The organism is Rhodococcus sp. 14C212, assembly GCF_011058195.1.
Classification (GTDB): domain Bacteria; phylum Actinomycetota; class Actinomycetes; order Mycobacteriales; family Mycobacteriaceae; genus Rhodococcus; species Rhodococcus aetherivorans.
Genome location: NZ_JAALEH010000039.1, coordinates 34,715 through 49,118 on the forward strand (window position 1 = coordinate 34,715; position 14,404 = coordinate 49,118).

14 protein-coding genes are annotated in these 14,404 nt (G+C 68.6%); 13 read left to right on the forward strand and 1 reads right to left on the reverse strand.

The genetic code is table 11. From position 1 onward, the window contains the following. Position 1 precedes the first annotated feature (1 nt). The 12 genes from G6038_RS17700 (at position 2) to fahA (ending at position 13,019) form a co-directional block, all read left to right on the forward strand. Positions 2–1,177 (forward strand): amidohydrolase family protein, encoded by a 1,176-nt coding sequence (locus G6038_RS17700; RefSeq protein WP_165039116.1) that lies wholly within the window; start codon positions 2–4, stop codon positions 1,175–1,177. Between the two features lie 85 nt (positions 1,178–1,262). Continuing rightward, entirely contained in the window at positions 1,263–2,507 is a 1,245-nt protein-coding gene (locus tag G6038_RS17705) for an acyl-CoA dehydrogenase family protein (RefSeq protein ID WP_165039117.1), read from the forward strand. An 81-nt stretch (positions 2,508–2,588) separates the two neighbouring features. Then, a complete protein-coding gene (locus tag G6038_RS17710) occupies positions 2,589–3,650 on the forward strand; it encodes an extracellular solute-binding protein (RefSeq protein WP_165039118.1) in 1,062 nt (353 codons plus the stop codon). Positions 3,651–3,692: 42 nt separating this feature from the next. After that, positions 3,693–3,974: a hypothetical protein gene (locus tag G6038_RS17715; protein ID WP_165039119.1), complete on the forward strand. Its 282-nt coding sequence runs from the start codon at positions 3,693–3,695 to the stop codon at positions 3,972–3,974. 40 nt (positions 3,975–4,014) lie between these two features. Beyond that, on the forward strand, positions 4,015–5,187 hold the full coding sequence (locus G6038_RS17720) for an acyl-CoA dehydrogenase family protein (protein WP_165039120.1): 1,173 nt from the start codon (positions 4,015–4,017) through the stop codon (positions 5,185–5,187). Between the two features lie 29 nt (positions 5,188–5,216). Next, positions 5,217–6,383: an ABC transporter ATP-binding protein gene (locus tag G6038_RS17725; RefSeq protein ID WP_100055256.1), complete on the forward strand. Its 1,167-nt coding sequence runs from the start codon at positions 5,217–5,219 to the stop codon at positions 6,381–6,383. A gap of 5 nt (positions 6,384–6,388) precedes the next feature. Next, positions 6,389–8,122 (forward strand): iron ABC transporter permease, encoded by a 1,734-nt coding sequence (locus G6038_RS17730; protein ID WP_165039121.1) that lies wholly within the window; start codon positions 6,389–6,391, stop codon positions 8,120–8,122. A gap of 79 nt (positions 8,123–8,201) precedes the next feature. Next, a complete protein-coding gene (locus tag G6038_RS17735) occupies positions 8,202–9,032 on the forward strand; it encodes an SDR family NAD(P)-dependent oxidoreductase (protein ID WP_346772845.1) in 831 nt (276 codons plus the stop codon). Between the two features lie 80 nt (positions 9,033–9,112). Continuing rightward, on the forward strand, positions 9,113–9,646 hold the full coding sequence (locus tag G6038_RS17740) for a MarR family transcriptional regulator (protein ID WP_165039123.1): 534 nt from the start codon (positions 9,113–9,115) through the stop codon (positions 9,644–9,646). Between the two features lie 111 nt (positions 9,647–9,757). Continuing rightward, entirely contained in the window at positions 9,758–10,954 is a 1,197-nt protein-coding gene (locus tag G6038_RS17745; protein ID WP_100055252.1) for a cupin domain-containing protein, read from the forward strand. Next, positions 10,951–11,835 carry a hypothetical protein gene (locus tag G6038_RS17750; protein WP_165039124.1) on the forward strand — a complete coding sequence of 295 codons (885 nt, stop codon included), beginning with the start codon at positions 10,951–10,953 and terminating at the stop codon, positions 11,833–11,835. The genes G6038_RS17745 and G6038_RS17750 overlap by 4 nt, the downstream gene beginning before the upstream one ends. Continuing rightward, complete coding sequence (gene fahA, locus G6038_RS17755) at positions 11,832–13,019, forward strand: fumarylacetoacetase (protein WP_165039125.1); 1,188 nt, start codon at positions 11,832–11,834, stop codon at positions 13,017–13,019. The genes G6038_RS17750 and fahA overlap by 4 nt, the downstream gene beginning before the upstream one ends. A gap of 86 nt (positions 13,020–13,105) precedes the next feature. Here fahA and G6038_RS17760 read toward each other — a convergent pair whose 3' ends face one another. Further along, on the reverse strand, positions 13,106–13,831 hold the full coding sequence (locus G6038_RS17760; RefSeq protein WP_165039126.1) for an MOSC N-terminal beta barrel domain-containing protein: 726 nt from the start codon (positions 13,829–13,831) through the stop codon (positions 13,106–13,108). 84 nt (positions 13,832–13,915) lie between these two features. On the opposite strand from G6038_RS17760, the gene G6038_RS17765 reads away from it, so the two are divergent. Beyond that, positions 13,916–14,404 (forward strand): LLM class flavin-dependent oxidoreductase (locus tag G6038_RS17765; RefSeq protein ID WP_165039127.1); only part of this gene is annotated, 489 nt, incomplete at its 3' end.

Genomic DNA, 14,404 nt, shown 5'->3' on the forward strand with positions numbered 1-14,404 from the left:
CGTGTACGACCTTCGCGATATCAAGATCATCGATACCGACACCCATGTCGTCGAGCCGCCGGACCTGTGGACGTCGCGGATGTCGACCAAGAAGTGGGGCGATCTGGTGCCCCACGTCCGCTGGGACGACCAGCGCGGTGACCAGGCATGGTTCGTCGCCGGTAAGCGCATGAGCGCAGTCGGGTCGCCGGCGATGGCCGGCTGGCACGAGTACCCGCCGAACTGCCCGCCCCGTTTCGAGGACACCGACCCGCGCTCGTGGGATCCGGCCAAGCGCCTGACGATCATGGACGAGTACGGCATCCACGCCCAGATCCTCTACCCGAACGTCGCGGTGTTCAGCTCCAAGACGCTGCAGTCCAACGGCGACAACGAGCTGCAGATCGCGTGCATCAAGGCCTACAACGACTACCTCACCGAGTGGGCGCAATTCGCCCCCGGCCGGTACATTCCGGTCGGAATCCTGCCCTTCTGGGACATGGAGGCCACGCTGGCCGAGGTCGAGCGCGTCGCCGCGGCGGGTCACAAGGGGCTGGTCTTCACGCAGAACCCGGCCGCGTTCGGCCTGCCGATGCTCACCGACCCGTACTGGGACCGCCTGTGGGCCTCGGCCCAGGAGAAGAAGCTGCCCATCAACTTCCACATCGCCTCCGGTGAGGTCGATCTCAGCGGCTTCGGCCACGAGAGCAACGGTGTCCACGCCAACTACGCGATGATGGGCATCTCGTTCTTCATGGACAACGCCCGCACCATCTCTCAGCTCATCTGTGGCGGCATCTGCGATCGATTCCCCGAACTGAAGTTCGTCTCGGTCGAGTCCGGCATCGGCTGGATCCCGTTCGCCCTCGAGGGCCTGGACTGGCAGTGGAAGAACAGCGGCGTGCACAAGGAGCACCCGGAGTACGAGCTGATCCCCAGCGAGTACTTCAAGCGTCAGATCTACGGCTGCTTCTGGTTCGAGCAGGACTCGGCCCGCAGCGCGATCGAGCAGCTCGGTGCCGACAACGTCCTGTACGAGACCGATTACCCGCACCCGACGTCGATGTCGCCCGGCCCGGCCTCCGACGCGCTGGCGCCCGACGAGTATCTGCGCCGCAACTTCTCCCACCTGTCCGAGGCGGATGCTCGAAAGATTCTGCACGACAACGCCGCCGCGCTGTACAACCTGGACTCCTGACCCGGAGGCCGGTTCGGCTTCCGGGTCCTGCGTCCCTGTCATCTTCTCGGCCGTGCACTCGCCGGCCCAGTCAAGTGGAGGAAAGATGTCCCTCTCGGAGTTCGAGTCCCGTGCCCGTGCGTGGGTCGTCGAGACCGTCGCCCGGCTCGGGTTCGACCGGGTCGACGACCCCTACGACGTGGCCGTGTTCCACGACCTCGGATTCGACGACGAGAAGGCACTTCTCGATCAGCACCGTACTTGGCAGAGGGTCAAGCTCGATGCCGGTTACGGTGCCCTCGACTGGCCCGAGGAGTTCGGGGGTGCCGGCCTCGGCGCCGACCTCGCGGAATTCTTCGCCCGCATCGAGAACGATCACTGCCCGCTGCGTCCGCACGAATTGTTCTCGGTGACAATGCATCTTATTGCACCGACCATTCGGCTCCTCGGGACGGAGGAACAGAAACGCGAGTTCCTGCCCCCGATGCTGAGAGGTGACCTGCTCGCGTGCCAGCTCTTCTCCGAGCCCGACGCCGGTTCCGATCTGGCAAACCTGGGGACCCGGGCGGTGCGGGACGGCGACGACTGGGTGATCACCGGGCAGAAGGTGTGGACCTCGGGCGCGCAGTTCGCCGACTGGGGTGAGCTCATCGCACGTACCGATCCGGACCAGCCCAAGCACGCGGGAATGACAGCATTCCTGGTTCCCCTGGACGCTCCGGGGGTCGAGGTCCGTCCGATCCGGCAGATGTCCGGCGGCAGCAGCTTCAACGAGGTCTTCCTCGACGGGGTGCGCATCCCTGACTCGCTGCGGCTCGGTGACGTCGGCAAGGGCTGGTCCGTCGCGCTGACCACGCTGGCGTTCGAGCGGGAGGGCGGGTCCAACACGGCGAACGTCGGCGGGCAGTTCGACCAGCTCCTCGACACCGCCCGCACCCTCGGCCGCGACACCGATCCGCGGGTGCGCGAGCTCCTCGCGCGGGTCTACCTGCGGCAGAAGCTCGCCCAGGTCGACATGCTGCGCGATCGTCAGGCCCGGGAGGCCGACGCCGCCCCGACGGCGGTCGGGTCGGTGCGCAAGATCCAGTGGGTCGACAAGCTCGCCGCGGTCTCCGAAGCCGCGCGCATCATCCTCGGACGCGATCTCGTCGCGGACACCGGTGTGCCGGGCACGTTCGGGTGGAACGCCCACGTGCTCGGCGCGCCCGGGTACAGCATCGCCGGTGGCTCCGACGAGATCCAGCGCAACATCGTCGCCGAGCGACTGCTCGGACTGCCGGCGGAAGCCCGTGCCGACCGCGGACTGACCTGGCGGGAGGCACGCGCCCGTGCAGCCGCCCCGCCTTCCTGAGCCGACCCTCGGCGTCACCATCCGAGCCTCACCCCTGTGTACTACCCCCCGAGTACTGCTCTTCACGAAAGGCCGTGTTCCATGAGAATCTCGACGCTGCGCCGCACGATCGCCGGACTGGGGGTCGCCGCGCTGACGTTCACCGCGGTCGCCTGCGGTTCCGGCACCACCACCGAGGTCGCCGCAGAGGACCTGGGCCCGCAGGGGGACGCCGCGTGGCAGGAGGTCGTCGAGGCGGCCAAGCAGGAGGGCTCGGTGACGTATTACACCGGGCAGGCGACCGACAATCTCGAGAATCTCGCCGACCGCTTCGAGTCGGCGTACGGGATCACCGTCGACATCGTCCGCGACAACGACGCGAATCTGCAGACCAAGTTGGCCGCAGAGGCCTCGACCGGCCGGCAGGTCGCCGATGTCGTCGCTTCGGCGGCCCGCCCGTGGGTCGACGAGCGTATTGCCGAGGGCTACTACACCCCGGTCACCGGCCCGGCGTTCGACGCGGCCGAGTTCGACAGTGAGAAGTTCATGATCGGCGACACGATCTTCACCTCGTCGGCGGCCGTGCTCACCTACGGCTGGAACACCGACCGGGTCCCCGAGGGCATGGACAGCTACGAGGACCTGCTCGCCCCCGAGCTGGCCGGCGGTAAGATCGGCGTGATCCTGCCGGTATCCGCAGCAATCGTCGACTTCTACGACTACCTCGCGGACACTGTCTCACCCGACTTCGTCGAGAAGCTCGCCGCGCAGCAACCACGCACCTATCCGGGTGCGCAGGCAATGGGTCAGGCCCTGGCTTCCGGGGAACTCGCCGCCACCGTCTACACCGTCCCGCTGACCGCCGAGAAGGCGGCCGGCGCTCCGGTCGAATCAGCCATGCCGAAGCCGGTGTTCGGTGCGGCCTTCTACACGGGCGTCACCGGCGCCGCTCCGCATCCCAACGCGGCGCAACTGTTCGCGAACTTCCTCCTGACGAAAGCCGGTCAGGAAGCGGTCGCCAACCGTGCCGGCGCGGTCCTGCCCGACATCGCGACGGCGGCGACTCCGGCCGAGAACATCTGGGTCAACTCGCGGACCGTCACCGCCGCCGATGTGGAGGCCTTCCGCGCCGAGTTCGAGCAGTTGTTCGGCGCTTCCCAATAAGCACACCGGTTCGGTACGGACCTGATACGAGAGGAACTCCCGATGAATGTCGGTGAACGTTTGAAGAGCGCGGTGTGCACCGCGGAGGTCATCGTCGTCCGCATCGATGACGGCGCGACGGGACCGCTGCTGTGCGGTGGCGCGCCGATGAGCGCGGAAGCGGCCCCGGCCACGCCCGCCGAGGGCAACGAGCTTCTCATGGGTAAGCGCTACTCCGGTGGCGGCGTCGAGGTCGTCGTTGTGCGTGGCGGTGCCGGGCCACTCGCGGTCGGCGACGAAATCCTCAGCCAGAAGCAGGCAAAGCCCCTCCCGTCCTCGGACTGACCGGGCCCCCGGCGCTCCCTCACCCACGAAAGGCGACAGCATGATTCTCGGAAGCTCGGCCGCGGCAGAGGACACCGCGTTGCTCACCGACACCATCCGATCGGTGATCCGTCGGACGGACCCGGCCGACGGACGCTCGGAGCGCGTCTACCGCGACGGTCCGGTCGATCGTGACCTGTGGGCCGTGCTGGGCACCGAGATCGGCGTGGGTGCACTCGCCGTTCCGGAGGCCGCCGGTGGTCTCGGCGTATCGTTCGCCGACGTCGCCGCCGTCCTCGAGCTGCTCGGTGGGGAACTGAGCCGGATCCCGGTCCTCAGCGGCGTCGTTGCCGCCGCGGCGTTGTCGCGCTGCGACGGCGCGCCGCGCGCCGCGGAGCTGCTCGCCGGCATCGCGACGGGGGAGGCCGTCGTCGCCACGGTCGTGACCGCCCCCGGTACGGACTCCGGATTTCGGGCCGAACACGTGGGTGACGACGTGTTCGTCACGGGCCGAGCCGGTTTCGTCGTGGATGGCGACGTCGCCGACACCGTGTTGGTGCCCGCCGCCGACGAGTCCGGGACGGTGGGCCTCTACGCCGTCGACGCGGCCGTGCTCACGACCGAGCGGATGGATACCACCGATGCGACCCGGATCCTGTCCCGGGTTCGTGCCGAGGCGGCGCCGGCAACCGTCCTCGCGGAGCGCGTTCCACTCGAGTGGATCCACGACAGGGCGGTCGTGGCCCTCGCGTGCGAGAGCCTGGGCGTCGCGCGTACCTCCCTGGCCAATGCCGTCGACTACGCCGGCCGGCGCGTCCAGTTCGGCCGCGCCATCGGCGGATTCCAAGCGATCAAGCACATGCTCGCCGAGGTCGCCGTGGCTGTCGAACTCGCCGAGTCCGCCGTCGCCCACGCTGTGTGGGCAGTCGTGGAGGGGAGCGACGACGATCTGGCCGAGGCCGCTGCGATCGCAGCCCTCGCCTGCGGGGACGCCGCGCGACTCGCTGTCGAGAAGAACATCCAGGTGCACGGCGGTATCGGTTTCACCTGGGAACACACCGCACACCTGTACTACCGTCGTGCCCTGAGTTCCGGCGTCCTGTGGGGGAGCGGTGACGATCACGCCCAGCGCCTCTATGCTCTTGCCGCGGCAGGCACGGCGAGAGGCAGCGAGACATCCACCGATCCGAGGCAGGAGCCGGCATCCGCCGTGCTCTCCTCCACCGAGTCCTGAACCCGGCTCGTTCAGAAAGCGAGTACACCGTGTCCCACGTCTCCGTACGTCAGCTGCTCAAGAACTTCGACGGAAAACCACCCACCGTCGCCGTCGACCACCTCGACCTCGAGATCGAGGACGGTGAATTCCTCGTGCTGCTCGGCCCGTCGGGCTGCGGCAAGACCACGACGCTCCGCTGCCTCGCGGGCCTCGAACAGCCGGCCGGAGGCTCCATCACCCTCGGCGACCAGGTGGTGTTCGACCGGCAGCGCGGCATCAATCTCACCCCGGACAAGCGGTTCATCGGTATGGTCTTCCAGTCCTACGCTCTGTGGCCGCACATGACCGTGCGCAAGAACATCGCCTACCCGCTGAAATCCCGCAAGCTCACCCATGCCCTCGAAAGCGGACGCGTCGAGGAGACCGCGGCGCTGGTGGACTGCGAGCGGTTGCTCGACCGTCTCCCCGCCGAGTTGTCCGGCGGTCAGCAGCAGCGCGTGGCTCTGGCCCGCGGCCTGGTCTCCCACCCCGACCTGGTGCTGTTCGACGAGCCGCTGAGCAATCTCGACGCCCGCCTGCGCGACCAGGTGCGCGCGGAGCTGCACGACCTGCACCAGCGCAAGCCGTTCACCGCGGTGTTCGTCACGCACGACCAGAGCGAAGCCCTCGCTCTGGGAACCCGGATGGCGATCATGAGGTCCGGCAGCATCGTCCAGATGGGCCCGCCCCGCGAAGTCTTCGAGGAGCCGGTCGACGAGTACGTCGCGGGCTTCACCGGCATGTCGAACCGGGTCCCGTGCGAGTACGTCGACGGCCGGTGGTACGCATTGGGCACCGAGATCCACGGCATGCAGCCGCGTGCGGCTGCGTCGGTCGGTTCGTTCGTGGTGCGCCTGCGCCCCGAAAAGGTACGCCTGGTCCCGGACGTGGCGGACCTGCAGCCCGGCGAGGCGGGCATGGCCGTCCACGTCGACGACGTCGAGTACGGTGGCCTGCACCTGGACGTCATGCTCTCGGTCGCGGTCGAGGGCTCCCAACGTCGCCAGTTGCACGCCCGCGTCGCGACGTTCGATTCGTTCCGCGCACCGCGGGTGATCGAACGCGACGCGCGGATGGTCCTCGCCTTCGACCCGATCGACGGGCGGACCTTCGACACCGACGGCAGGGCTCTGCCGATGGAACAGCAGGCGCTCGTCAGCGCCCTGGTGGGGTGAGGACGATGGCAATTCTGACACTGCCACGGACCGACGAGCACGAGCCCGTCGCAACCGCCCCGACCGGTATGCAGAACGCGGCGGTGCGCGCCGGGGCACGCCGAATGGGTGTCGTCGCGTTCACCGCGTTGCTCGCCTACCTGGTCGTCCTCCCGATCGTGCGCCTGCAACTGACCGCATTCGAGGACGGCGCCGCCGGTTACGCTCGGGCGTTCGGCTTGTCGCGTATCGGTCAGATCCTCTGGTACACACTCGGATTGGCGATCGGATCGCTGGCCATCGCGATGGTGCTGGGAACCGCTCTGGCGTGGGCGGCCAGCCGCCTGCCCCGCCGATTCGCCTTCCTCGAAGTCCTGCCGATTCTGCCCATCGTCATTCCGGCGGTTGCCTCGATCGTCGGCTGGGCGTTTCTGCTGTCGCCGCGGCCCGGCTACCTCAACGCTGTGCTGCGGAACCTGCCGTGGTGGTCGCACCTCGAGGAAGGCCCGGTCGACATCTATTCGATCGAGTGGATCGTCATCATCACCGGCTTCTCGCTGAGTTCGTTCGTCTTCATGTTCGTCCGCTCCGGATTCGAGAACATCAACTCCGAGATGATCGAGGCCGCACAGGTTTCCGGCATGCCGGAATGGAAGGTCTTCTTCAGGATCACCCTTCCGCTGCTGCGCCCGACCCTCATCTACGGTTCCGGTGTCGCGCTGCTGCTCGGTCTCGGCCAGTTCACCGGACCACTGCTTCTGGGCACCAACTCCGGCGTCAGCGTGCTCACGACCGAGATGTATTTCCAGATCAGTGACAGTCCCGCGCAGTTCGCGACCGCCGCAGCGCTCGGCTCACCGCTGCTCGTCGTCGGTGTCGTCGTGGTGTTCGCGCAGAAGGCGATGCTCGGCAATCAGCGCCGGTTCGTCACGCACGGCGGCAAGGCGTTCAAATCACAGGGTCGGCCCTCCAAGGCCGGCGTCGCGGTGATCCTGGTGTTCTCGCTGCTGTCGACGATCCTGCCGCTGCTCGCCCTGGTGTTCGTCGCGCTGTCCCGATACTGGCGCGGCACCGTCGACTTCTCGACCCTGACGTTCGACAACTTCCGCACGATCTTCTCCGGCACGGCCGTGCCGGCCGCGGTCGGCAACAGCTTGATGTTCTCGCTCGCGGCCATGGCGATCGTGCTGCCGCTCGGCTTCGTCGCGGCCAGCCTGATCGTGCGCGGGCAGCGCTACCCCGTCCTCCGCCTCCTCGTCGACGTTCTGGTATCGATGCCGCTCGGGGTTCCTGCCGTGATCTTCGGCGCAGCATTCCTGCTGACCTACACCACCGGTCCGATCATCCTGTACGGCACGCCGTGGGTCGTGATTTTGGTGTACGTCACGCTCATGCTGCCGTTCGCGACCCGTATGCAGCTGTCGTCGATGCTCGCGCTCGGGGACAGCTACCTCGAAGCGTCCCGTGTCAGCGGCGCGGGCTTCGTCGCCACGAACGTGAAGATCCTGCTGCCGCTCATGCGCGGCAGCTTGGGCGGTACCGCGGCGCTGCTGTTCGTGCTGCTCACCCACGAGTTCACGGCGTCGCTGCTCGTGCGCGCGTCCCAGACCCAGGTCATGGGCACCATCCTGTTCGAGTACTGGTCCAACGGCGGGTATCCGCTGGTGGCCGCCGTTGCCCTCGTGATGACGGGCGTGACCGCCGTGGGTGTCACTGCGGCGATGCTCGCCGGCGGCGCGGACGCGATGAGCAAGATGTGACATGTTCCCGGACCGCCCGGCCGACCACGTGTCGGCCGGGCGGTCCGGCGTTCTCCCTGTTCTGCGAAAGGCAAAGACTGTGGACACAACGGGAAATCCTATCTGGCTCCGTGGTGCGGGTGTCGTCGTCACCGGGGCGGGTAACGGTATCGGCAAGGCACTGGCGCAGCGCCTCTCCGCCGCGGGCGCGAGGGTGGTCGTCAACGACCTCGCGGCCGACGAGTGCCGCGCCGTCGCGGACGAGATCGGGGGCGTCGCGATACCGGGGGACGCCGCGGGTGAGCAGGCAGTGGCCGAGCTCGTCGCGCGAGCCCGGGCCGAACTCGGCGAAATCGACGCCTACTTCGCCAACGCGGGCATCGAGACCGGACCGGACGACACCGAGTCCGCATGGGAGCGGTCCTGGAACGTCAACGTGCTGGGGCACGTGCGCGCGGCACGGGAACTGCTGCCCGAGTGGCTCGAACGCGGCCGCGGCCGGTTTGTCGCGACCGCATCCGCCGCGGGCTTGCTCACGATGCTCGGCTCCGCTCCGTACTCGGTAACCAAGCACGCAACCGTCGCCCATTCGGAATGGCTGTCTGCGACATACGGCGACCGCGGAATCATCGTTCAATGCCTGTGCCCGCAGGGAGTGCGGACGAACCTGCTGCCGACCGACGAGGCCGGCTCGGTGATCTTCGAATCCGGGGTCCTCGAACCCGGGCAGGTGGCGGACGAGGTCATGCGCGCTCTGGCCGGTGAGGAGTTCCTGATCCTGCCGCACCGTGAGGTCGCGCAGTACTACGTGAACCGCGCGAGCGACACCGATCGCTGGCTGCGTGGGATGCGCCGCATCCAGCATCGCATCGAGAAGCTGAGGGCAACGCGCGCGACGCAGGAGGTCAGCGACGGCAAGGACGTTCGGTGACCCGAATTGTTCACGCCGACGAGACGGTCATGTTGATTAACCCGTGTACTGAATAGTCGCGCTCGGATAAGGTGGCGCTCATGACCGAAGCGGACGCCCGCGACCTCGACTACTGGTCCTTCGTCGAACTCGCGAACCGGCGCCTGAGCAGCCGATACGGCGATTACCACGAGCAGGCCACCGAGGTGCTGCTGACCCTCAACCGGGCTTCCGACATCGTCACGTACGACCTCGAGGCGGCCGTGCACCGCCCGAGGGGGCGGTCGTGGTCGGCGTACCGCCTGATGTTCGTCACCTGGCTGGCCGGCCCCATCGAGCCGAAGGTGGCCGCCAAGCTCACCGGCATGAGCCGCGCCGCCGTCTCCAATCTCGCGAAACCACTGGTCGAGGCCGGTCTGCTGGCTCGTACCCCGGATCCGGAGGACGGCCGGTCGGTCCGCTTGTCGCTCACCGAGGCCGGCGAGCGGGAGATCGTGGAGACGTTCCGCGCCCAGAACGAGCGCGAGACCGCCTGGGTCGATGTGCTGACCGAGGCGGAGCAGCAGATCCTCGTCATGCTGCTCAACAAACTCATCACCAGGCGGAGCCAATTCGACATGCGCGACCGCAACTGACGACCGATCTTCCCGATGTGGTTGCGCTCACGCCCGAAAACTAGTTAAGGTGTTTACTAACACCGCGGGGATCCGCGGATCAGCCACCGAGAACCCGAGGAGCGGAATCCCATGGCGTTCTACCGACAGCTCGGCGTCATCCCGCCGAAGCGGCACACGCAGCACCGCAACGAGGACGGCGGGCTGTTCTACGAGGAGCTGATGGGCGAGGAGGGCTTCTCCTCGGACTCGGCGCTGCTCTACCACCGCCACATCCCGTCGGCCATCGTCGACGCGACCGAGTGGAAGGTGCCCGAGCAGGCCACCACCCCGAACCACCCGCTCAAGCCGCGTCACCTGAAGCTGCACGACCTGTTCCCGGAGACCGTCTGGGCGGAGACCGACGTCGTCACCGGCCGCCGGCTGATCCTGGGCAACGCGGACGTGCGCCTCTCCTACGTCGTCTCGAGGAAGGAGTCGCCGCTCTACCGCAACGTCGTCGGCGACGAGATGGTCTACGTCGAATCGGGCACCGCCCGCGTCGAGACCGTCTTCGGTGTGCTCGACGCCAAGGCCGGCGACTACGTGCTGCTGCCGATGGCCACCACGCACCGCTGGATCCCCACCGGCGACGAGCCGCTGCGCGCCTATGTCATCGAGGCCAACAGTCACATCGTCCCGCCGAAGCGCTTCCTGTCGCGGTTCGGCCAGTTCCTCGAGCACGCGCCGTTCTGCGAACGCGACCTGCACGGCCCGACCGAGCTGATCCAGGTGGAGGACACCAACGTCGAGGTCCTGGTCAAGCACCGCACCTCGCACGGGATCGTCGGCACCCGCTACCTCGTGCCCAACCACCCGTTCGACGTCGTCGGCTGGGACGGCTGCCTGTACCCGTACACCTTCAGCATCCACGACTACGAGCCCATCACCGGCCGGGTCCACCAGCCGCCGCCGGCGCACCAGGCGTTCGAGGGCAACAACTTCGTCATCTGCAACTTCGTACCCCGCAAGGTGGACTACCATCCGCTGGCGATCCCGGTGCCCTACTACCACTCCAACGTCGACTCCGACGAGATCATGTTCTACTGCGGCGGCGACTACGAGGCCCGCAAGGGCTCCGGCATCGGCCAGGGTTCGATCTCCGTCCATCCCGGCGGCCACGCCCACGGTCCGCAGCCCGGTGCCTACGAGCGGAGCCTCGGCGTCGACTTCTTCGACGAGCTCGCCGTCATGGTGGACACCTTCCGCCCGCTCGAACTCGGCGAGGGCGCGCTCGCGTGCGAGGACCCGGCCTACGCCGGCAGCTGGAATCGAGGTCTCGGCAAGTGAGCACCCTCGGACCCCTGCTCGCCGGCCTGTGTGACGACGCGGCGCTCTTCCCGCCGGGCAACGCCCCGCTCGACCTCGCGCTGCCGGCCCACGCCGCGCACCGCGTCGCCGACCACGCCGAGCTGGTAGGCACGTTCGTGTTCCCGGCGCCGCGGATTCCGGAGCTGGTCGAGGCGCTCGGGCAGCGACCGCTCGGCGGTGAGCTGACCCTGAGCCTGACCGTTCCCGGCGGTCCCGCCGCGGTCGTTCCCGCGATGGAGAGCCTGCGCGGCCTCGACGGCGTCGCCGTGGCGGCGCTCGAGATCGCCGTTCCGGCCGACGAGACCCCCACCGGGCTTCTCGTCGCCCTCGATGTGCTCGCCGCCGAGTACCCGGGAGTGGCTCTGTTCGTGGAGATTCCGCGCGACGAGCGCCGCACCGAGATCCTCCAGGGTCTCGTGGGATCGCGCTACGCGGCGAAGTTCCGCACCGGCGGCGTGGTCGCCGAGGCGTACCCCGACGAGCAGGAACTCGCCGAGGCCGTCGCGACCGTGGTGCGCACGAAGGTGCCGTTCAAGGCCACGGCCGGTCTGCACCACGCGGTCCGCAACACCGACCCACAGACCGGATTCGAGCAGCACGGATTCCTCAACGTGCTCGCCGCCGTCGACGCCGCGCTCGACGGTGCGGACACCCCGGACCTGGCGGCCGTGCTCGCCGACCGGGACGGCGACCGCCTCGCCGCACGGCTGGGCTCGCTGACCCCCGCGCGCATCACCGAGGTCCGCAACAGCTTCCACTCGTTCGGAACCTGCAGCATCGCGGAGCCGCTCGTCGACCTCGTCGAGGTCGGCCTGGCTCCGTCGACGATGTCCCCGATCACCGAAGGATCCCTTGCATGACCGTCATCGACATCCCGGAAGGTTCGCTCTTCGGCGCGAACAACCTGCCCTACGGTGTGTTCTCCACGGCCGGAACGCAGCCCCGCGTCGGTGTACGCGTCGGTGACTCCGTTCTCGACCTGTCCGTCGTGTTCGACGACCCCGCCTTCGTCGAGCCCACCCTGAACGCGTTCATGACGCAGGGCCGCGCCCGCTGGGACGAGGTACGCGCCGCGCTGCAGAACCTGGTCGCCAGGGACGTGCCCGCCGAGGCCGTGCACGCCGTCGCGGACGTCGAGCTGCACCTGCCGATCGAGGTCGCCGACTACGTCGACTTCTACGCGTCGGAGAACCACGCGTCGAACCTCGGACGGCTGTTCCGGCCCGACAACCCGTCGCCGCTGATGCCGAACTGGAAGCACCTGCCGGTCGGCTACCACGGTCGCTCGAGCACCGTCGTCGTGTCCGGCGTGGACATCGTGCGCCCGTGTGGCCAGCGCAAGGGCCCGAACGACCCGGCGCCGGTGTTCGGACCGTCGATCCGTCTCGACATCGAGGCCGAGATGGGCTTCGTCGTCGGTGCCGGCTCGCCGATGGGATCGTCGATCACCCCGGACGAGTTCGCCGACCACTGCTTCGGGGCCGTCATCCTCAACGACTGGTCGGCCCGTGACATCCAGGCGTGGGAGTACGTGCCGCTCGGCCCGAACCTCGGCAAGTCCTTCGCGACCTCCATCTCGCCGTGGGTCGTGCCGCTGGCCGCGCTCGAGGCCGCCCGCGTCGACACCCCGGTGCAGGACCCGGAGCCGCTGCCGTACCTGAAGGGCACCGAGAAGTGGGGCCTGGACATCGATCTCGAGGTCGAATGGAACGGCCACGTCGTCTCGCGTCCGCCGTACGCCCAGATGTACTGGTCGCCGGCGCAGATGCTCGCGCACACGTCCGTCAACGGTGCCGCCACCCGCACCGGCGACCTGTTCGGTTCCGGCACCATCTCCGGGCCGGAAAAGGAGCAGCGCGGCGCGTTCATCGAACTCACCTGGGGCGGTAAGGAACCGGTTCGGGTCGGCGACGAGACCCGCACCTTCCTCGAGGACGGCGACGAGATCGCGATCTCCGCGACCGCTCCGGGCCCGGACGGCACCCGAATCGGCTTCGGCGAGGTCCGCACCCGCATCCTGCCCGCGAAGGACGGCGGCCGCTGAGCCGGCTCTCCCCGGATCCGCGCGCCGGCTCGACAGCGGCGCGGTGAATTCCGCGCGTCGACGTCCGGTCGGCGCGCGGATCCGTTTCAGCAGACGATCAGCGAATCACCTACGCACAGAACACCGCCCGACGCCACATCGGCGTATACGCCGATGCAGGGAGCGGGCCTGGCCTCGGGACGGTTCGGGACGCGGTTGCGGTCGGTGACGGTGCGCAGCATGTCGCGCCGGGCCGGCACCTCCTGGTGCGGCAGCGTCACCATCACGCACCGCGCCGTGCGCTGCGTCGGCACGAGCGCGACGGAACCGGCCTCGACACGCCGGCCCAGCCAGTCGTCCTCGACGAACCCGGTGCCGTCCGTCGAGACCACGACGTTGGGCCGGAAGCGGCGCAGCGCGACGCCCGCCGGCTCGTCCGTGCCGAGCGCCTCCACGGCGGCCGTCGTGAGCAGGTGCAGCGGCGCGTCGTCGTAGGTGCGGGGGCGGGCCTCCAGGGTCAGCGCACGCCCGGTCAGCTCGGACAGCAGCCCGGGGGTGCGCGGGTCGTCGCCGCGGGTGCACCGGCCGTCGGGCAGCGTGATCTCGAGGACGGACGGATCCGACGGGTCGGCGTCGTCGAGCAGGCGGGCACGGCACTCGAGCAACCGCGACCAGGCCCGCACCTTCTTCGCCGACGCCACGGTGCCGGTCTCGGCGTCGATCACCGCCCACATGTGGTCGCCGCGCAGCCCGTCGGACTCGATCGTCGCCGACTGCAGTTGCTCGCCGCCGAACGACTTGACCGGGTAACGCCAGAGCTGAGAGACCTGCACAGCGGGCCAGCATACGGACCGGTGTGTCCTTCGGGCGGTCGTGGCAGCCCGAAGGACACACCGGCGCAGCCTAAGGTGTGGCGTATGAGCGATGATGCGACGCCGCGCCGTTGGGGCCTGACTATCCCTCTCGACGGCATTTCCCTGCCGGATCAGCGAAACCTGATCGCCGAACTGCCCGACCTCGGCTACACCGACGTGTGGTCGTCCGAGAGCAGCGTGGCCGACGCCTTCACGCCCCTGGCGCTGGCGAGCGTGTGGGCGCCGACGCTGCGGCTGGGCACCGCGATCGTCCCGGTCTTCACGCGCGGCCCGGCCACCCTGGCGATCTCCGCGGCCACCCTCGCCGCCGCCGCCCCGGGCCGCTTCGTCCTCGGCGTCGGCACCTCGTCCAACGTGATCGTCGAGAAGTGGAACAGCACCCCGTTCGAGGAGCCGTTCAAGCGGGCCCGCGACACGCTGCAGTTCCTGCGCGCCGCGCTCGCCGGAGAGAAGGTCACCCACAAGTACGACACGTTCGAGGTCAGCGGGTTCCGGGCCGGCCTCGTCCCCGATCCCGCCCCGCCCCTGCTG

Bases quoted from the DNA above. Each gene is read 5' to 3' on its own strand.
- G6038_RS17705 (WP_165039117.1), top strand. From the start codon at position 1,263: ATGTCCCTCTCGGAGTTCGAGTCCCGTGCCCGTGCGTGGGTCGTCGAG.
- G6038_RS17715 (WP_165039119.1), top strand. From the start codon at position 3,693: ATGAATGTCGGTGAACGTTTGAAGAGCGCGGTGTGCACCGCGGAGGTC.
- G6038_RS17740 (WP_165039123.1), top strand. From the start codon at position 9,113: ATGACCGAAGCGGACGCCCGCGACCTCGACTACTGGTCCTTCGTCGAA.
- G6038_RS17730 (WP_165039121.1), top strand. From the start codon at position 6,389: ATGGCAATTCTGACACTGCCACGGACCGACGAGCACGAGCCCGTCGCA.
- G6038_RS17745 (WP_100055252.1), top strand. From the start codon at position 9,758: ATGGCGTTCTACCGACAGCTCGGCGTCATCCCGCCGAAGCGGCACACG.
- fahA (WP_165039125.1), top strand. From the start codon at position 11,832: ATGACCGTCATCGACATCCCGGAAGGTTCGCTCTTCGGCGCGAACAAC.
- G6038_RS17710 (WP_165039118.1), top strand. From the start codon at position 2,589: ATGAGAATCTCGACGCTGCGCCGCACGATCGCCGGACTGGGGGTCGCC.
- G6038_RS17720 (WP_165039120.1), top strand. From the start codon at position 4,015: ATGATTCTCGGAAGCTCGGCCGCGGCAGAGGACACCGCGTTGCTCACC.